Below are 18,392 nucleotides of genomic sequence, written 5' to 3'. Positions count from 1 at the left end.
CATGGATCCCTTGAGTGCGGCAAGCAAGATTGCCGGCAGCGGCCTGGAAGTGCAGTCCACCCGACTGCGCATCGTGTCTGAAAACATTGCCAATGCCCGGTCGACCGGCGATACGCCCGGCGCCGATCCCTATCGCCGCAAGACCATCACATTCGGCTCCGAGCTCGACCGCGTCAGCGGTGTCGAGCGCGTGACGGTGAAGAAGCTCGGCGTCGACCGCGGCGATTTCATCAACGAATACGATCCCGGCAATCCGGCCGCCGACAGCAACGGCATGGTGAAGATGCCGAACGTCAACATCCTGATCGAAATGGCCGACATGCGCGAAGCAAACCGCAGCTATGACGCCAATCTTCAGGTCATCCGCCAGACACGCGACCTCGTCGCCTCCACCATCGACCTTCTGAAGGCATCGCAATGATCGACGGCATCAAGCAAGTCAGTTCCCTTTCGCTCACGCGCGGCGCAAGCGGCATCTCCTCTCTGACGGAGAGCGTTTTCGGCAGCGAGCAGTCGACGCCCGCCCAGCAGACGGGCGCAAGCTTTGCAAGCGTGCTCGGAAACATGTCGGTCGATGCGATGAACAGCCTGAAAAAGGCGGAAGTGGCGTCGTTCGAAGGCATTCAGGGCAAGGCGAACACACGTGAAGTGGTCGATGCCGTGCTTTCGGCCGAGCAATCGCTGCAGACGGCCATCGCGCTCAGAGACAAGATCGTGTCGGCCTATCTCGACATTACCAAGATGCAGATCTAGCCCAGCAGGAATATTGACATGAGAGCTCTTGCCATCGCTGCCACCGGTATGGACGCCCAGCAGACCAATCTGGAAGTCATCGCCAACAACATCGCCAACATCAACACCACCGGCTACAAGCGCGCGCGTGCGGAGTTCACCGACCTGCTCTACCAGACCGAGCGCATGCAGGGCGTGCCCAACCGCGCCAACCAGGCCATCGTGCCGGAAGGCGCCAATATCGGCCTCGGCGTGCAGACGTCCGCCGTGCGCAACATCCACACCCAGGGCAACCTGATCGAGACCGGCAACAAGCTGGACGTGGCGATCATCGGACAGGGCTGGTTCCAGATCGAAGCGGCCGACGGCTCGACGCTCTACAGCCGCGCCGGCGCCTTCAACAAGAATGCCGACGGCAACCTTGTGACGGTCGATGGCTACAATGTCATTCCGAACATCAATATCCCGACCGACGCGCAGGACATCACCGTCACCCGCACGGGCCAGGTGACGGCCCGCATCGGCAATGCGACGGACTTCACCGAGCTGGGGCAGCTGACCATCGCCAACTTCGCCAACGAAGCCGGCCTCAAGCCGCTCGGCGACAATCTCTTCGCCCAGACGCCGGCCTCCGGCGACGCCGTCGTCGGTGTGCCCGACGATCCGAGCTACGGCTATATCAAGCAATCCTACCTCGAAGGCTCGAACGTCGACGCCGTCAAGGAAATCACCGACCTGATCACGGCGCAGCGCGCCTATGAGATGAATTCCAAGGTCATCACCACCGCTGACGAAATGGCATCGATTGTCAGCAAGAACCTGAAATAAGAACGGAAAGGCAGGCGAACATGAGGTTTGGCCGGAACAATAACAGCTGCAGAACGGCGCTCGTCCGTATGTGCCTGGCGTCTGCCTTTTCACTGGGAGCCTTGGCGCCCGCTTTCGCTCAGGCGCCGATGGCGCTGGTTCCCACCCGCACGATCTACCCGGGTGAGACGATCACACCCGAACAGGTCAAGCCGGTGGAAGTGACCAATCCCAACATATCCGCCGGTTATGCGAGCGATATCAGCGAAGTGGAAGGCATGATCTCCAAGCAGACGCTGCTTCCCGGACGCACGATTCCCGTCGCGGCGCTGCGCGAACCCTCGCTGGTGGTCCGCGGCACCAATGTCAAGCTGGTCTTCACCATCGGCAACATGACGCTGATGGCATCCGGAACACCGATGACCGACGGTTCGCTTGGCGAGGTCGTGCGGGTGCGCAACATCGATTCCGGCGTCATCGTCAACGGCACGGTCATGAAGGACGGAACCATTCAGGTGATGGCGAAATGAAAGTGCTTCGTATCATAGCCGCGGCCATCCTGTTTTCGGCCCAGCCTTTCCTTTCCGTTCCCGCAGCCCGCGCCGATACGTCCCGTATCAAGGACATCGCATCGCTGCAGGCGGGACGGGACAACCAGCTGATCGGCTACGGCCTCGTGGTCGGCGTGCAGGGCACGGGCGACAGCCTGCGCTCCTCGCCGTTTACCGAGCAATCCATGCGCGCCATGCTGCAGAATCTCGGCATTACAACGCAAGGCGGCCAGTCGAACGCCAAGAACATCGCCGCCGTCATGGTCACGGCCAATCTGCCGCCCTTCGCCAGCCCGGGCAGCCGGGTGGACGTGACGGTCAGCTCGCTGGGCGACGCCTCGTCGCTGCGCGGCGGCACGCTGATCATGACCTCGCTTTCCGGCGCAGACGGGCAGATCTACGCGGTCGCGCAGGGCGCCTTGATCGTCAACGGCTTTTCGGCCCAGGGCGATGCCGCCACGCTGACACAGGGCGTGACCACATCCGCCCGCGTGCCGAACGGCGCGATCATCGAGCGGGAGCTGCCGTCCAAGTTCAAAGATTCGGTCAATCTGGTCCTTCAGCTGCGCAACCCGGATTTTTCGACCGCGGTGCGTGTCGCCGACGTCGTCAATGCCTTTGCCCGCGCCCGCTATGGCGACCCGATCGCCGAGCCGCGCGATTCGCAGGAAATCGCGGTACAGAAACCCCGCGCCGCGGATCTCACCCGGCTGATGGCGGAAATCGAGAACCTGACGGTGGAAACGGATACGCCCGCCAAGGTGGTGATCAATGAGCGCACCGGCACGATCGTCATCGGCGCGGATGTGCGCATTTCCCGCGTTGCCGTCAGTTACGGAACGCTGACCGTGCAGGTGACCGAATCGCCGCAGGTCATCCAGCCGGCGCCCTTTTCGCGTGGCCAGACCGCCGTGCAGCCGCAGACGGATATCATGGCGCTGCAGGAAGGCAGCAAGGTGGCCATTGTCGAAGGGCCTGACCTGCGCACGCTGGTTGCCGGCCTCAACAGCATCGGGCTCAAGGCGGACGGCATTATCGCCATCCTGCAAGGCATCAAATCCGCCGGCGCCCTTCAGGCGGAGCTCGTGCTGCAATGATGGAAATTAAGATCAACAACCCGCTTTCAAATGGCCTCGTCCGCTTCGCGGCGGTTGCCTCGCTGCTGTTCCTGCTGCCGGCCGCCGGCGCCGAAAGCCAGCAGAACGTGGTCTCCGAACTCAGCACGCAGGATGAAATCCAGAAATTCTGCACCAACATCGCCGATGCGGCCCGTGACCAGCGTTACCTGATGCAGAAGCAGGAGCTTGAGAAACTCCAGGCCGACGTCAATGAACGCATTTCCGTGCTGGAAGACCGCAAGGCGGAATATGAGGACTGGCTGGCGCGCCGCGAGCATTTCCTCAATCAGGCCAAGAGCAATCTCGTCGACATCTACAAGACGATGAAGGCGGATGCCGCAGCTCCCCAGCTTGAAAAGATGCATGTGGAAATCGCCGCCGCCATCATCATGCAGCTGCCGCCACGCCAATCGGGTCTCATCCTCAGCGAGATGGATGCGCAGAAAGCCGCTCTCGTCGCCGGCATCATGTCGCAGGCAACCGACAAAAACACTTCGAAGGATCCTTCATGACCGCGCGTCGTCTTCCGGCCCTCCTCCTGCCGCTCGCCCTGCTGGCCGGCTGCCAGAACAACCAGACCCTGAAGGAAATCGGCAACGCACCCGCGATGAGCCCGATCGGCAGCGGCCTGCAATTCAGCCAGACGCCGCAGATGGGCATGTATCCCAAGCAGCCGAAACATATGGCGAGCGGCTATTCGTTGTGGAGCGACAGCCAGGGCGCCCTGTTCAAGGACCTGCGGGCGCTGAACATCGGCGACATCCTGACCGTCAACATCCAGATCAACGACAAGGCCGATTTCGACAACGAGACGGAGCGCAACCGCACCAATTCCAGCGGCCTGAACTGGAAGGCGAACGCGGAAATCCTGGGCTGGAATCCGAAGGCCGATTCCAGCATCAATTACGGTTCCGACACCGACACCCAGGCCAAGGGCAAGACCAAGCGCTCCGAAAAGCTGACGCTGCTGGTCGCCGCGGTGGTGACCGGCATTCTTGAAAACGGCAACCTCATCATCAGCGGTTCGCAGGAAGTGCGGGTGAACCACGAAATCCGCATCCTGAACGTCGGCGGTATCGTCAGGCCGCAGGATGTCGATGCGCAGAACATGATCTCCTACGAGCGCATCGCCGAGGCGCGCATCTCCTATGGCGGTCGCGGCCGTCTGACGGAAGTGCAGCAGCCCCCGGTAGGGCAGCAGGTCGTCGACCTGTTCTCGCCGCTCTGACGCCGGTACAGGGAAACGGACTGACCCATGGAAAACGAACAGGCAGAGGGCAAGAAAAAATCCTCCCCTCTGGTCATGACCATCGCGGGCGTTGCAATCCTCACCGTGCTCGGCGCAGGCGGCGGCTGGATGGTGGGCGGCATGATCGCGCCGAAGATCGCCGGGGCGGAGGCGCACGCCCCCGCCGCAGCCGGCGGCCATGGCGAGAAGAAGGGCGAAGGCATCGAGAAAATCTCCGCCGAGGCAAACGGTATCGTCCAGCTCGATCCCATCACCACCAATCTCGCCTATCCCTCGACGAACTGGGTACGGCTGGAGGTGGCCCTGGCCTTCAAGGGACCGGTCGAGGTCGGTCTGGCGGAAGATATCCACCAGGATATCATGGCCTATGTGCGCACCGTTTCCCTCCAGCAGCTGGAGGGGCCGCGCGGCTTTCAATATCTTAAGGATGACATTCAGGAACGAGTTGACCTTCGCTCTCAAGGGCGCGTATCCAAGGTCATGTTCCGGACCTTTGTCATCGAATGATTCGATTTCTTGTTACCATCGCCGTCCTCCTCGCCTTGCCGGGCCTCGCCAGCGCCCAGCAATTTCCGTCCGATCTGTTCAATACGCAGATAGACGGATCGGTCGCGGCATGGATCATCCGGACCTTCGGTCTTCTGACGGTGCTGTCCGTCGCACCGGGCATCCTGATCATGGTCACGAGCTTTCCGCGCTTCGTGATCGCCTTCTCGATCCTTAGATCCGGCATGGGCCTGGCCTCGACCCCGTCCAACATGATCCTGCTGTCGATGGCGATGTTCATGACCTTCTACGTCATGTCGCCGACCTTCGACAAAGCCTGGACCGACGGCGTACAGCCGCTCCTGCAGAACCAGATCAACGAGCAGCAGGCGGTGGAGCGCATCGCCGAACCGTTCCGCACCTTCATGTCCGCCAATACACGCGACAAGGATCTGAAGCTGTTCGTGGATATCGCCCGCGAGCGCGGGCAGGACGTGATGACCAACAATGTCGTCGACTACCGTGTGCTCGTTCCAGCCTTCATGCTGTCGGAAATCCGGCGCGGTTTCGAGATCGGTTTCCTGATCATCCTGCCCTTTCTGGTCATCGATCTCATCGTCGCGACCATTACCATGGCGATGGGCATGATGATGCTGCCACCCACTTCGATTTCACTGCCGTTCAAGATCCTGTTTTTCGTGCTGATCGATGGCTGGAACCTGTTGGTCGGCAGTCTCGTCCGGTCCTTCAACTGACGGCCGCCGTGCCGGATTGATACCCGTTAACCCTGTTTTTTAACCCCGCCTGCCCAGCGCTGCGGGGTTTTTCGTATTTAACCCTTTGCTTACCAGTTTTGCTAGCACGACGCTAACTATATTCTTCAGTCAAAAGGTAACCATTTTCATCAATATCAAAGTAACCATAAGTAATTCATCGCGAAATCTGTCGCCGAAATTAAGAATTGCGCAATTTTTCACTGGGAAACTCCAATCAACACGCAACGTGTTTGGTTTCCGAAACTACATATTTCTGAACCGAGTGGCATGAAGCCGAAACGTTGCGACCGGTAATACACAGTCCGGAATGTCCCCACTCCAGTATCTCGTAAAAACAAGGGACACATTTATTATGGCAAGCATTCTCACCAATTCCTCCGCGATGTCGGCTCTTCAGACGCTGCGTTCCATCTCCAGCGACATGTCCACCACGCAGGACCGCATTTCCACGGGCATGCGCGTAGGCTCCGCGAAGGACAACGCCGCTTACTGGTCGATCGCAACGACCATGCGTTCGGACAATGAAGCCATCGGCGCTGCACAGGACGCTCTCGGCCTTGGCGCCGCAAAGGTCGACACGGCCTATGCCGGCATGGAAGCCGCAATCAACGTCGTAAAAGAAATCAAGAACAAGATCGTCACCGCCACCGAACAGGGCGTCGACAAGGCAAAGGTTCAGGAAGAATTGAAGCAGCTGAACCTGCAGCTGGCGAGCGTTGCCAACGGCGCGTCCTTCAACGGCGAAAACTGGCTGGTCGGCACCGCCGGCGACAAGACGGTTGTTTCGGGCTTCGTTCGTGACACGACCGGCGTCAAGGTGACGACCGCGACCTACACGACCAACCCGCTTTTCGCCAGCGTCGACGCGACGACCGGTGCCGGCACCGGCGGCCTGCTGGCCAACACCATTGCGATCGACGTTTCGACCTCGACCGACCTTGCCGCCGACCTGACCACGGTGGAAACGGCCCTCAAGGCGATGCAGACTTCCGCATCCAACCTCGGCTCGGTTTCCGCACGTATCGATCTGCAGCAGAGCTTCGCTGACAAGCTGGGCGACGCCCTCGAAAAGGGCATTGGCCGTCTCGTCGACGCCGACATGAACGAAGAGTCCACCAAGCTGAAGGCTCTGCAGACGCAGCAGCAGCTGGCAATCCAGGCTCTGTCGATCGCCAACAGCGACTCGCAGAACATCCTCTCGCTCTTCCGTTAAGAGCTGAGCTTCTCATAGCCCATCGGGGGCTGGGGGACACTTTTCTTCCTTATGCATTCGGGGGCTGACCGAATGCATGGCCGGAGAGAAAGCATAGAGGTCCGACAGGCTGAGTTGGACTGAATGCATAAGACAGGCCGCATTCCGGATAGGGATGCGGCCTTATCTTTTTTTTAAATATTTCGGGATACGCGCGCGTGCGCGCGAAGGTTGCAAATTGATTTTTTAAAGTGTCGATTTTGCCTGTCCGTTTATCAATTCATTAACCAACTTGGCGTTACCTAAGCTCATTGAAACGGCGAGCTAACGTTAAAAATCAGCCAGTTAGCAGGCATGATGCTGTGCGCCGTTCCCGGTGAACCCGGAATGTCCCTTCTTTAATCAGCCATTCAAGGGGCACACTACTATGACGAGCATTATCACGAATATCGCAGCAATGTCTGCGCTCCAGACCCTGCGCTCTATCGGCCAGAGCATGGAATCCACCCAGGCACGCGTCTCCTCCGGCCTTCGCGTTGGCGAAGCCGCTGACAATGCTGCCTACTGGTCGATCGCAACCACGATGCGCTCCGACAACATGGCTCTTTCCTCCGTCTCCGACGCTCTCGGCCTCGGCGCCGCCAAGGTAGACACCGCTTCCGCCGGTATGGAATCGGCAATCGACGTCGTCAAGGAAATCAAGGCAAAGCTGGTTACGGCGACCGAAGAAGGCGTCGACCGCAACAAGGTTCAGGAAGAAATCGACCAGCTGCAGGAGCAGCTCGTATCGATCGCGCAGGGCGCATCCTTCTACGGCGAAAACTGGCTGGTCGGCGCATCCACGCTCGGCGCGGCCACACCTGGCGCCGACCCCGACAAATCCGTCGTTTCCGGCTTCGTCCGCTCGACCGGTGGTGCCGTTACCGTTACCACCACGAAATACGCCCTGGATACCGCTGCCGACGGCAACGTTCTGTTCGGTTCCGTAAGCGCTGCCGGCGTGCCGAGCACCGATGGCATTCTTGGCACCACCGGCGCCCTCACAAACGTTGCCACGGCACAGTCCGTCTTCACGCTGGACATCACGCAATATGCAGCAGCGGACCGCGCCACCAACATGGCCGAAGCCCTGACGCTCGTTGAAAACGCCCTGACGGCCATGACCAGCGCTGCAGCCAAGCTCGGCTCGCTCTCCATGCGCATCGGCCTGCAGGAAGATTTCGCTTCCAAGCTGTCCGACTCCATCGAGTCCGGCATCGGCCGTCTCGTTGACGCCGACATGAACGAAGAGTCCACCCGCCTCAAGGCCCTGCAGACACAGCAGCAGCTCGGCGTTCAGGCCCTGTCGATCGCCAACAGCAACTCCGAAAACATCCTGCAGCTCTTCCGTTAATCGAAGGCCTGAAACGAACAATCAACCGCGCCGAAAGGCGCGGTTTTTGTTTGTGCACTGGTCCGCCAAATTTAAAGATTTCTCAATTAAGAGTTCATTAACCAAATCACCGCTAAATCAGGCCATCGAAACGACTCGTTAACCAAGACGAAAAAGAGGTTAACAGGCATCACGCCGCGCAGTCGTTTCCGGCGATCCCGGAATGTCCCTTCCCATTAGCCAGCTCAGAGGGGCACCTATGACAAGCATTCTGACCAACACCGCCGCCATGTCGGCGCTTCAAACATTGCGCGCAATCAGCGGCCAGCTCGAAGAGACACAATCCAGAGTGTCGTCGGGCATGCGGGTTAAAACAGCATCCGACAACGCCGCCTACTGGTCGATCGCAACGACGATGCGCTCGGACAACCTCGCCCTTTCCGCGGTTCAGGATGCATTGGGGCTTGGCGCGGCCAAGATCGATGTCGCCTATTCCGCCATGGAAAGCGCGGTCGAAGTCGTCAAGGAAATCAAGTCGAAAATCGTCGCCGCGACCGAAGAAGGCGTCGACAAGACCAAGATCCAGGAAGAAATCGACCAGCTGAAAAAGCAGCTGGAATCGATTTCCCAGGGCGCATCCTTCAGCGGCGAGAACTGGCTGCTCGGCACCGGCGCCAAGACCGTCGTTTCCGGCTTCACCCGTGACGGCAGCGGTTCCGTCAGCGTCACCAAAACCGACTATACCCTTGTCGATACCACGACAGCGACCGAAACCGCCAATGTCATCTTCGGACTGACCGGCACGCCGGCGACGGTGGATACGACAAAGGGCATCATCGGCCAGGCCGGGACAGCCTCGGGCATTTCCGTATGGGACATCGATCTCAAGCTTTTCGACTCCGCGACACCGCCAGCCTATACGATCGGCAATCTTCTTACCGATGTCGAAACCGCGTTCCAGTCGCTGAGCAGTGCGTCATCGGCGCTCGGTTCCATCAAGATGCGCATCGGACTGCAGGAGGACTTCGTTTCCAAGCTGACCGATTCGATCGACAGCGGCATCGGCCGCCTGGTGGACGCGGACATGAACGAAGAATCAACCCGCCTCAAGGCATTGCAGACGCAGCAGCAGCTGGCGATTCAATCACTCTCCATCGCCAATACGAACTCCGAAAATATCCTGTCGCTATTCCGTCAGTAAGCGGCGCCCGATGGCTACGGGCGGTTTCGTCCCGCTCTGGCAGCAACAGAATATTCGGATATGGAGACCGCGCTTCGCAAGAGGCGCGGTTTTCATGCTTGCCGCAGCCCATGCGAAGCGCCCGAAAGAGAGCTTGCAGCGCAGATAAGCTTTCAAACAAATATTTGATCTCAAGGGGGAAATGGTGCTGCTAGAGAGATTTGAACTCTCGGCCTCTCCCTTACCAAGGGAGTGCTCTACCCCTGAGCTATAGCAGCATCCGGCGCCGAAGCGTTTGCTTCAGCATCAAGCGTGGCGGCCTATTGCCATAGGTTTTTGACGAGCGCAAGTCGCAAAACGATATTCTTCCTCATGCGGGGCAAAAAAGCGTGCCCCCTGTTGAAAAACGCATTTTTCGGATATTGCTGAATTTATGAAGGAACACCATGACAAACAGGCAAAGCCAGCGGTTGGCGCCGACGCCGCCGCGGAGCAACCGGCCCTGGCGACAGCAGCCAGCCAGCAGGCCGGCCCCGGCGAAAAGGCGCGGCAGCGCGAGGCCGAGCGCAAGGCGCGGGCGGCGAAGAAGCTTCGTGAAAATCTCCTGAAGCGCAAACAGCAGGTTCGTGCGCGCCGCGCCGGCGATGCCGACGACACGATTGGCCTGCCTGCCGCAAAAACGGACGAATCATCCTCATAGAGAATTCATCAGCATAAAATTGAAACGCCGCGGAAATTGGTCTAAGGACGCGCCTTTCCGCAAGGCACGACAGAAAGGCGGGCACAGGCCCGTAGGGACGCATGGATCGCATCAGAATTACGGGTGGCAACAAGCTCAACGGCATCATTCCCATCTCCGGCGCAAAAAACGCCGCCTTGCCGTTGATGATCGCATCGCTTCTGACCAGCGACACGCTGACGCTTGAAAACGTGCCGCATCTGGCCGATGTGGAGCAGCTGATCCGCATTCTCGGCAATCACGGCGTCGATATTTCCGTCAACGGCCGCCGCGAAAGCCAGGGCGAGGCTTATTCCCGCACCGTGCACTTCACCTGCCGTACCATTGTCGACACCACCGCGCCTTACGAACTGGTGTCCAAGATGCGCGCGAGCTTCTGGGTCATCGGCCCGCTGCTGGCGCGTGAAGGCCGCGCCCGCGTTTCCCTGCCTGGCGGCTGCGCCATTGGCACGCGCCCGGTCGACCTCTTCATCGAGGGCCTGCAGGCGCTCGGCGCGACGATGGAGATCGATGGCGGTTACATCAACGCCACAGCCCCCAAGGGTGGCCTCATCGGCGCGGTCTACACCTTCCCGAAAGTATCCGTCGGCGCGACGCATGTGATGCTGATGGCGGCAAGCCTTGCGCGCGGCACCACCGTCATCCACAACGCCGCCCGCGAGCCGGAAGTGGTCGATCTGGCCCAGTGCCTGAGCGCCATGGGTGCGAAGATCGAAGGTGCGGGCACCTCCACCATCACCATTGAAGGTGTGTCCTCGCTGTCCGGCGCGCGTCACCGCGTTCTGCCGGACCGTATCGAAACCGGCACCTATGCCATGGCGGTCGCCATGGCCGGCGGTGACGTGGTGCTGGAAGGCACGCGCGCATCGCTGCTCGACAATGCGCTTGATACGCTGCGGCTTGCCGGTGCGACGATCAGCGACACCGAAACCGGACTTCGGGTGGTGCGCAACGGCAACGGTATCCAGCCGGTCGATATCGTCACCGAGCCCTTCCCCGGCTTTCCGACAGACCTGCAGGCGCAGTTCATGGCGCTGATGACCCGGTCGCAGGGCGTCTCGCACATCACCGAAACCATCTTCGAAAACCGCTTCATGCATGTGCAGGAACTGGCGCGTCTCGGCGCGAAGATTTCGCTCTCCGGCCAGATGGCCCGCATCGAGGGCGTTTCCCGCCTGAAGGGCGCGCCTGTGATGGCGACGGATCTGCGCGCATCCGTATCCCTGGTCATTGCCGGCCTGGTGGCGGAAGGCGAGACCATGGTTTCGCGCGTTTATCACCTCGATCGCGGTTTCGAGCGCCTCGAAGAAAAACTCACCCGCTGCGGCGCGCTGGTCGAACGCGTCAGCGACTGATGACAAGCCGGCGGCATCGCGGCTGAAAAATCCGCCCGGCTGCCAGTGCAACCGGGTGGAGTTGATGATTAGGCACGGGAGGCGGCGACGGGAGAATTCTTCGTGAAACCATTGGCCGCGTCGGCAATCGAAAGCACGCCGCCTTGCATGGACGACGTCTCCGTCCTGTCGATCACGCAGGCGACGGCCGCGACATTTTCCGACCTCTTCATCCGCTTGACCTTTCTCTGCTTTATCCGGGCCGGCTCCAAACGCGTGATTTGCCCGATCAATGGCGAGCTGGTGGCCAAAGAGGGGGATTTGCTGGTTTTTCCCCCGGGATCTCTGGTGACGCTCGAAAACCGGCCTTTGCTGGACGCAAGCTACCGGGCCGACGGCGTCTATTTCGGCCATGACCTGATCAATTCGGTCTTCACGGATCAACGGCATTCCGACAACCCGCCCGGCATACAGATCATCCGGACGCTTGCGAATGCACCGGATATTCTGGCGCGTATTCAGGATACGCTCAATAATGGCGATCTTCCCCCGCCCATACGCAGGCACCGGCTGCGGGAGCCGCTGATCTGGCTGCAACATCAAGGAATCCATCTTTCGGCCAGAACGGATGAACAGCCGTCCAGCAAATTGCGGAGCCTGATCGAAAGCGATCCGGCCCATGACTGGCGGGTGCCGGACGTGGCCAGGCGCTTTGCCATGAGCGAGGCGACCTTTCGTCGCTCCCTTGCCAGATCGGGCCTGGGCTTCTCGCGGATTTTACAGAATACCCGCCTGGAGAAGGGTCTTGCCCTGCTGCAGACCACCGGCGCTCCCATTTCGCAGATCGCACTGGACTGTGGTTTCAAAACGCCATCGCACTTTTCCGATTCTTTCAAAAAACGATTCGGGATCAAACCGAAGGCAATAAGATCGGCCGTCGATTGATCGTTTTTCGATAGTCGTTGCATCTCTGCCGGAAGCGCGCGCCGCCCGGCGGCAATATCCTTCGGGTGTTATCAACCTCCCTGAAGGAAACACCATGTCCAGGCTTCAAAAGCTATTTTCTGCCGGTTTGACCATTGCGGCTGCAATGTCGGCACCTGCCCTTGCGGACGACTTCCGCTTGTCCAGCTCCTCCGTTTCGGAGGGACACCAGCTTGCGGCCGCTCAGGTCTTCAAAGGCTTTGGTTGTGACGGCGGTAATCTGTCGCCACAATTGTCATGGTCGGGCGCGCCGAAGGAAGCCAAGAGCTTTGCCATCACCGCCTATGACCCCGATGCGCCGACCGGTTCGGGCTGGTGGCACTGGAATATCGTGAATATCCCGGCCGACGTCGGGCAGCTTGACGCTGGTGCGAGCGCAAACAACGGCTTGCCGAAAGGATCGCTGGAGCTGAAGAACGACTATGGCACCACGGGATTTGGCGGCGCCTGCCCACCGCCCGGCGAAGTGCATCGATATATCTTTACCGTCTATGCCCTCGGTGTCGAAAAGCTTGAATTGCCCGAAGGAGCGAGCAACGCCCTCGCCGGCTTCATGGTCCGCGCCAACACAATCGGCAAGGCGAGCATTACCGCCGTCTATAACCGGTAATATCGGGGCGAAAGAGCAAGCCCTGGCGGCGCAACGCCCGGTTCGTCGCATCGCCTGCGCGCTTCAACCGCCGCTCATCCGTCTTCCACCCGTTGCAGAGCGGGTCGCGACTGCCTATTTCCAGTACAAGGAATAGACATTGCGGACCGTGGCCCGCGGAAAAGGAAGAAAACGATGAGCGGCCTGAAATTGCTGGCGCTGGATACTGAAGATCTCTCCGTCATCTCGACGCATATGCAAGACAGCGTCTTCAAGCTGAAGGACGTTGCCTTCGAGCCGAAGCATGGCCAGTTCACGCTGTCCGCCAACCGTTTCGTGTGGGAAAGCGCCGATAAAAAGAACCTGCCGCCGGAACGCTGCCGCAGCGTGGTTTTCCTGAAGCGCGTTTCGGCCGTCCGCTCGTACGGCATCAACCGCGCCGACAGGGAACAGGTGCTGTCCCTTCTCGCCATCCGCTTCGTGCCGAATGGCGAGGGGCCGGACGGCGCCGTGGAACTGACGCTTTCCGGCGGCGGCGCCATCGCGCTCGATGTCGAATGCATCGAGGCGCAGCTGACCGATGTGAGCGGCGCCTGGGAAACCGCCGCCAAACCGCATCATCCAGACAGCGAATAAACGCGCCACGCCATTGCAACGGTTGCCTTTCGTCACCGTTTCGATTTATGCCACATACCAGAGCCGCAATTCTTCTGCGGCAGGTTCGTGCACCCTGCGGGATTGCCTGCGGGGACAATGAAAGGGTAATGGCGTGGCAATCTGGCTGGAGCAGGCAGCGGCTGATTTCGAAGGGAAATTCGCAGCCTTCCTGACAACCAAGAGAGAAGTTTCCGAAGACGTCAACGCGACCGTGCGCGACATCATCAACGATGTCCGCCATCGCGGCGATGCGGCGCTCGCCCATTATTCCCAGACATTCGACGGCATCGACTTCTCGAAGGTGCCGATGCGGGTGACGGCGGAGGAAATCGATGCGGCGATGACCGCTGTCGACAAGAGCGTGATCGAGGCACTTGAACTCGCGGCCCGGCGCATCGAAAAACACCATGCGCGGCAGATGCCGAAGGACGATATTTACGAGGACGACATCGGCGTCGGCTTAGGCTCGCGCTGGACCGCCATCGAGGCCGTGGGCCTTTATGTGCCGGGCGGTACGGCCAGCTATCCAAGCTCCGTGCTGATGAACGCCGTTCCGGCAAAGGTCGCCGGTGTCGAGCGCATCGTCATGGTCGTGCCGGCAAATGGCGGTGCGGTCAATCCGGCCGTGCTGGCGGCCGCGCGTATCGCCGGCGTCGAGGAAATCTATCGCATTGGCGGGGCGCAGGCCGTGGCGGCGCTTGCCTATGGCACGCAGACCATAGCACCGGTCGCCAAGATCGTCGGCCCCGGCAATGCCTATGTGGCGGCGGCCAAGCGGCAGGTCTTCGGCACTGTCGGCATCGACATGATCGCCGGGCCTTCCGAAGTGCTGGTGATTGCCGACAGGGACAATGATCCCGACTGGCTGGCCGCCGATCTCCTGGCGCAGGCGGAGCATGATCGCGGCGCGCAGTCCATCCTGATCACCGACAATGCCGAACTCGGCAAGGCCGTGGAGGCAGCGGTCGAGCGGCAGTTGAAACGCCTGTCACGCTCCGAAACGGCGGCGGCAAGCTGGGCGGATTTCGGCGCGATCATTCTGGTCGAAAAGCTTACCGACACCATTCCGCTCGCCAACCGCATCGCCGCCGAGCATCTGGAACTCGCCGTCGACGATCCTGACGCGCTGATGGCGCATATCCGCAATGCCGGCGCGATCTTTGTCGGACGCCACACGCCGGAAGTGATCGGCGATTATGTCGGCGGTTCCAACCACGTTCTGCCGACGGCGCGTTCGGCGCGTTTCTCCTCCGGGCTTTCGGTGCTGGATTTCGTCAAGCGCACTTCCATCCTCAGGCTCGGCCCCGAGCAGCTGCGTCAGCTTGCGCCGGCGGCGATAACGCTTGCGCGTTCGGAAGGGCTGGACGCGCATGCGCGCTCGGTCGCCATTCGCCTCAATCCGGAAAGTTAAGCGATGGCTTCAGGCGATTTCCGGCTCTGTGACGTGGTCCTGGACGACAGCATCGGCCGGTCCACGCCCGACGTGGAGCATGAACGCGCCGTGGCCATTTTCGACCTGATCGAAGAAAACAGTTTCGAACCCTTTGGGCATGGCGGCGGCCCCTACCGGCTGCATATATCGCTGGTCGACACCAAGCTGGTTTTTTCGATCAAAACGGAAGACGAAAAGGATGTCGCGACCCATATTCTGTCGTTGACGCCGTTCCGCCGCATCATCAAGGATTATTTCCTGATCTGCGAAAGCTATTACGAGGCGATCCGCTCCTCCACGCCGAGCCAGATCGAAGCGATCGACATGGGCAGGCGGGGCATTCACAATGACGGCTCGCAGACGCTGATGGACCGGCTTTCCGGCAAGATCAAGGTGGATTTCGATACCGCGCGTCGCCTCTTCACCCTTGTCTGCGTGCTGTATTGGCGGGGTTAGAGATGAGCGATCCTGCCGCAGCACCAAATGAGGGACGGGCGCCCAAATCGGTCCTCTTCATGTGCGGCATGAACTCCATCCGTTCCCCCATGGCCGAGGTCATCGCCAAACGGCTGGTGGCGCCCGGCATCTATATACAGTCGGCGGGGGTCAGAGCCGGCGAGCGCGATCCCTTCGTGGATGCGGTCTTGGAAGAACAGGGTTTTTCGCTTGGCAAGCACAAGCCGCGTACTTTGGACGAGATCGAGGATGATTTTTTCGATCTGATCATTACATTGACGCCCGAAGCCCATCACGCCGCCCTGGAACTGACGCGCTCGAATTCGCTCGACGTGGTTTATTGGCCGACCATGGACCCGACGGTGATCACCGGCACGCGCGAGCAGATTCTCGACGCCTATCGCGAGGTGCGCGACCATCTGTCGAAGCTGATTTCGGAACGCCTGCCAAGACGGCAGCAGCCGGTGGCGGATACGCTTCCAAAAGAGTGAAAACGACCCTCGCCTCATGAAAATCGGTACTGATTTTCAAGCCGATGCTTTAGAGGTTCACAAATGTGCCGGGATTGTGTAGTTTCCGCGCAATTTTCCCGGACATGACACGTCCGGCACTATCAACAGGAAGAAAACCCTTACATGACAAAAGAAGAAGTCCTTGAATTCCCGGGCATCGTAACCGAATTGCTGCCGAACGCAACATTCCGCGTGAAGCTTGAGAACGACCACGAAATCATCGCCCACACGGCGGGCCGCATGCGCAAGAACCGTATCCGCGTTCTGGCGGGCGACAAGGTGCTGGTGGAAATGACGCCCTACGACCTGACCAAGGGCCGCATCACCTATCGCTTCAAATAACCCATCCTCCGCATCGGACGCCCGGGCCGCGCAATGACCAACTCAAAACAAAAGCTCGTTCTGGCATCCGGCTCGCCGCGGCGTCTGGAACTGCTGCATCAGATCGGCATCGAACCGGCACGCCTGATGCCGATGGATATCGACGAGACGCCGGCGAAGCTCGAACATCCGCGCACATTGTGCCGTCGTCTTTCGCTGCAGAAGGCGGAAGCCGCGCAGGCGGCGCTGAAGAACGAGCAGGCGTGGAAAGACGCCTATGTTCTGGGCTCCGACACGGTGGTGGCCGTGGGTCGCCGCATCGTCGGCAAGGCGGAATATACCGAAGACGCTTCGGCGGCGCTGCATCTTCTCTCGGGGCGCAGCCATTGGGTCTATACCGGCATCTGCCTCGTAACCCCCGGCGGCAAGGTCCGCCAGAAGGTGGCGGAGACCAAGGTGCGCTTCAAGCGGCTCTCGACGCGCGAAATCGATGCCTATATCGCTTCCGGGCAATGGCGCGGCAAAGCGGGAGCCTATGGCATTCAGGGCATTGCCGGCGCATTCGTGCAGAAACTGACGGGTTCCTACACCAATGTCGTCGGACTGCCGCTTTACGAGACCATGTCGCTTCTTTCCGGTGAAGGATTTGAGGTGACCTCGGGCTGGCTCGAAGGATAGGTCATGGCAAAATCCTCCACCGAAGGCGCCGGAAATGTCACCCCGCTTCGCAAATCCCAGCCTTGCCCGGAATGCGGACGGCCGTCGACACGCGAAGATTATCCGTTCTGTTCGGACCGCTGCCGCTCGCTCGATCTCGCCCGCTGGCTGAACGGCTCCTACGCCATTCCGGTCGCCGATGACGAAAGCAGCGCCGGCGGACAGGACACAGGTAAAAATACATCCGAATAACTCTCCATGCGTCGGAAATCCCGGCGATGCATGGCACGCTATTATTTTTTTGAGCGTCCGCTCGTTCCGATTTTCACGGGGCTGTCAGCAGCCCGCAATTCATATCAAAAACCGGCTGTCTTCCTCATCCGTCAGCCATTAGGGTTCTGCGATGGACGCAAGCCTGCAAAAAAGAGTAAGCCATGGCGCACTGTTGCTTACGGTGCTGGCCGTCTGTTTCGCCATCCTGGCGACGGTGCTGCTTGCCAATGACAGAAAACACCTCAAAAGCCTGCTGACCTACCTGAAACTGGCGCCCGCGGCATATTCCGTCGAGCCTCCGCCCCGGGTGAAGCCCGTCAAGCGCCAGAAACTCGCCGCCAGAAAAATCCTTCTGCCGCCCCATCTGCTGGCAATCGAGCAGGGTGGCGAAAGAGCATCGTTTGCACGTGATTTCATTCTTTCCGGCAAGGATCTATGCGACCGTTTCACCGCCGAGGGCTTTTCCAACCCGCAGGGCTGGCACGTCAGCCCGGTCAATATCCGCAATTCCGAATGCATGGCCGATCTTGCCGTCGGGAATACGGAAGATTCCGGCGAACAGGCATCGCTTTTCCTGGAAATCCGCGGCGAGGCTGGCGGTGACGTTCGGTCCATCCGAATGAAGGCTGTCGCACCGCAGACACCGGACGGCGCCGCCATCAGGGCGAAGCTTGACGATGCTTTGAACCTGATCATCGAACAGACGCGCTGGGCCGACCTTGCCGCCATGCTTGAACCGGCACGCGGAATGCAGTCCTATCAGGCGCAGCATTTCGGCATTTCAGTTTCCGTAAAGCCGGAACAGACCGCGCCGCATCGCCTCAACCTGATTTTGCTGGTGACCGAGCAGTCCCCCGGCGTGAAGCTGACACGCCGCTTTTTCGACAGGGAACAGTGGCTGCGCCCCGCCAGCGTCGCCGGCCGGCCGCTCCTCTATCCTGCCGTGAAGAAAAACCGCGTCCCGTAAGGCAAAGA

General features: G+C 60.1%; 24 protein-coding genes, 1 tRNA gene and 1 pseudogene. 24 read left to right on the top strand and 2 right to left on the bottom strand.

Features of this window, described 5'->3' with window-relative positions:
- Position 1: 1 nt before the first annotated feature.
- The 12 genes and pseudogenes from flgC to ACI2KA_RS04715 all read left to right on the top strand — a co-directional run bounded on the left by flgC (position 2) and on the right by ACI2KA_RS04715 (position 9,484).
- Entirely contained in the window at positions 2-421 is a 420-nt protein-coding gene (gene flgC, locus ACI2KA_RS04770) for a flagellar basal body rod protein FlgC (RefSeq protein WP_020811275.1), read from the top strand.
- A complete protein-coding gene (locus tag ACI2KA_RS04765; protein ID WP_404499680.1) occupies positions 418-753 on the top strand; it encodes a flagellar hook-basal body complex protein FliE in 336 nt (111 codons plus the stop codon). The genes flgC and ACI2KA_RS04765 overlap by 4 nt, the downstream gene beginning before the upstream one ends.
- 18 nt (positions 754-771) lie before the next feature.
- Positions 772-1,560, top strand: coding sequence for a flagellar basal-body rod protein FlgG (flgG, locus tag ACI2KA_RS04760; protein WP_077983409.1), 789 nt, complete (start codon positions 772-774; stop codon positions 1,558-1,560).
- A gap of 20 nt (positions 1,561-1,580) precedes the next feature.
- Positions 1,581-2,069, top strand: a complete 489-nt coding sequence (gene flgA, locus ACI2KA_RS04755; RefSeq protein ID WP_404499678.1) for a flagellar basal body P-ring formation chaperone FlgA — start codon at positions 1,581-1,583, stop codon at positions 2,067-2,069.
- 62 nt (positions 2,070-2,131) lie between these two features.
- A pseudogene (locus ACI2KA_RS04750) lies at positions 2,132-3,187 on the top strand (flagellar basal body P-ring protein FlgI); the annotation flags it as partial.
- Entirely contained in the window at positions 3,184-3,720 is a 537-nt protein-coding gene (locus tag ACI2KA_RS04745; protein ID WP_404499676.1) for a MotE family protein, read from the top strand. The pseudogene ACI2KA_RS04750 and the gene ACI2KA_RS04745, both read left to right, overlap by 4 nt.
- Positions 3,717-4,436, top strand: a complete 720-nt coding sequence (gene flgH / locus ACI2KA_RS04740) for a flagellar basal body L-ring protein FlgH (RefSeq protein WP_404499674.1) — start codon at positions 3,717-3,719, stop codon at positions 4,434-4,436. Before ACI2KA_RS04745 ends, flgH begins: the two co-directional genes overlap by 4 nt.
- Positions 4,437-4,463: 27 nt before the next feature.
- Positions 4,464-4,964 carry a flagellar basal body-associated FliL family protein gene (locus tag ACI2KA_RS04735; RefSeq protein ID WP_404499672.1) on the top strand — a complete coding sequence of 167 codons (501 nt, stop codon included), beginning with the start codon at positions 4,464-4,466 and terminating at the stop codon, positions 4,962-4,964.
- Positions 4,961-5,698 carry a flagellar type III secretion system pore protein FliP gene (fliP, locus tag ACI2KA_RS04730; RefSeq protein WP_404499670.1) on the top strand — a complete coding sequence of 246 codons (738 nt, stop codon included), beginning with the start codon at positions 4,961-4,963 and terminating at the stop codon, positions 5,696-5,698. The genes ACI2KA_RS04735 and fliP overlap by 4 nt, the downstream gene beginning before the upstream one ends.
- Positions 5,699-6,071: 373 nt before the next feature.
- Positions 6,072-6,932, top strand: coding sequence for a flagellin (locus ACI2KA_RS04725; protein ID WP_404499668.1), 861 nt, complete (start codon positions 6,072-6,074; stop codon positions 6,930-6,932).
- Positions 6,933-7,338: 406 nt separating this feature from the next.
- Entirely contained in the window at positions 7,339-8,304 is a 966-nt protein-coding gene (locus tag ACI2KA_RS04720) for a flagellin (RefSeq protein WP_404499666.1), read from the top strand.
- A 238-nt stretch (positions 8,305-8,542) separates the two neighbouring features.
- Positions 8,543-9,484: a flagellin gene (locus ACI2KA_RS04715; protein WP_404499664.1), complete on the top strand. Its 942-nt coding sequence runs from the start codon at positions 8,543-8,545 to the stop codon at positions 9,482-9,484.
- 182 nt (positions 9,485-9,666) lie between these two features.
- On the opposite strand, the gene ACI2KA_RS04710 is transcribed toward ACI2KA_RS04715, so the two are convergent.
- Positions 9,667-9,741: transfer RNA gene (locus ACI2KA_RS04710), tRNA-Thr, on the bottom strand.
- Positions 9,742-9,965: 224 nt separating this feature from the next.
- Between ACI2KA_RS04710 and ACI2KA_RS04705 the strand changes: the two genes are divergently transcribed.
- Positions 9,966-10,163, top strand: coding sequence for a hypothetical protein (locus tag ACI2KA_RS04705; protein WP_404499734.1), 198 nt, complete (start codon positions 9,966-9,968; stop codon positions 10,161-10,163).
- Positions 10,164-10,264: 101 nt separating this feature from the next.
- Complete coding sequence (gene murA, locus ACI2KA_RS04700; protein WP_404499662.1) at positions 10,265-11,557, top strand: UDP-N-acetylglucosamine 1-carboxyvinyltransferase; 1,293 nt, start codon at positions 10,265-10,267, stop codon at positions 11,555-11,557.
- 68 nt (positions 11,558-11,625) lie between these two features.
- Here the strand turns inward: murA and ACI2KA_RS04695 are convergent, their stop codons facing one another.
- A complete protein-coding gene (locus ACI2KA_RS04695; protein ID WP_404499660.1) occupies positions 11,626-11,769 on the bottom strand; it encodes a hypothetical protein in 144 nt (47 codons plus the stop codon).
- 4 nt (positions 11,770-11,773) lie between these two features.
- Here ACI2KA_RS04695 and ACI2KA_RS04690 point away from each other — a divergent pair, with 4 nt between their 5' ends.
- From ACI2KA_RS04690 to ACI2KA_RS04645, 10 genes are all read left to right on the top strand, one after another.
- Complete coding sequence (locus tag ACI2KA_RS04690; RefSeq protein WP_404499658.1) at positions 11,774-12,481, top strand: helix-turn-helix transcriptional regulator; 708 nt, start codon at positions 11,774-11,776, stop codon at positions 12,479-12,481.
- Positions 12,482-12,575: 94 nt separating this feature from the next.
- A complete protein-coding gene (locus tag ACI2KA_RS04685; RefSeq protein WP_404499656.1) occupies positions 12,576-13,130 on the top strand; it encodes a YbhB/YbcL family Raf kinase inhibitor-like protein in 555 nt (184 codons plus the stop codon).
- Between the two features lie 174 nt (positions 13,131-13,304).
- Entirely contained in the window at positions 13,305-13,745 is a 441-nt protein-coding gene (locus ACI2KA_RS04680; RefSeq protein WP_404499655.1) for a DUF2948 family protein, read from the top strand.
- Between the two features lie 133 nt (positions 13,746-13,878).
- Positions 13,879-15,177, top strand: a complete 1,299-nt coding sequence (gene hisD / locus ACI2KA_RS04675) for a histidinol dehydrogenase (RefSeq protein WP_404499653.1) — start codon at positions 13,879-13,881, stop codon at positions 15,175-15,177.
- A 3-nt stretch (positions 15,178-15,180) separates the two neighbouring features.
- Complete coding sequence (locus ACI2KA_RS04670; RefSeq protein ID WP_404499651.1) at positions 15,181-15,654, top strand: UPF0262 family protein; 474 nt, start codon at positions 15,181-15,183, stop codon at positions 15,652-15,654.
- Positions 15,655-15,656: 2 nt separating this feature from the next.
- On the top strand, positions 15,657-16,145 hold the full coding sequence (locus ACI2KA_RS04665) for a low molecular weight phosphatase family protein (RefSeq protein WP_404499649.1): 489 nt from the start codon (positions 15,657-15,659) through the stop codon (positions 16,143-16,145).
- A 144-nt stretch (positions 16,146-16,289) separates the two neighbouring features.
- A complete protein-coding gene (gene infA, locus ACI2KA_RS04660) occupies positions 16,290-16,508 on the top strand; it encodes a translation initiation factor IF-1 (protein ID WP_003503453.1) in 219 nt (72 codons plus the stop codon).
- Between the two features lie 33 nt (positions 16,509-16,541).
- Positions 16,542-17,165: a Maf-like protein gene (locus ACI2KA_RS04655; protein WP_404499647.1), complete on the top strand. Its 624-nt coding sequence runs from the start codon at positions 16,542-16,544 to the stop codon at positions 17,163-17,165.
- Between the two features lie 3 nt (positions 17,166-17,168).
- A complete protein-coding gene (gene yacG / locus ACI2KA_RS04650) occupies positions 17,169-17,396 on the top strand; it encodes a DNA gyrase inhibitor YacG (protein ID WP_404499645.1) in 228 nt (75 codons plus the stop codon).
- Positions 17,397-17,547: 151 nt separating this feature from the next.
- Positions 17,548-18,384: a DUF6030 family protein gene (locus tag ACI2KA_RS04645; protein ID WP_404499643.1), complete on the top strand. Its 837-nt coding sequence runs from the start codon at positions 17,548-17,550 to the stop codon at positions 18,382-18,384.
- Positions 18,385-18,392: the final 8 nt, after the last annotated feature.

Origin of the sequence: Agrobacterium sp. NPDC089420, from assembly GCF_044900305.1 — a bacterium.
Lineage (GTDB): Bacteria > Pseudomonadota > Alphaproteobacteria > Rhizobiales > Rhizobiaceae > Agrobacterium.
This window is presented reverse-complemented; position numbering and strand designations above follow the sequence as displayed.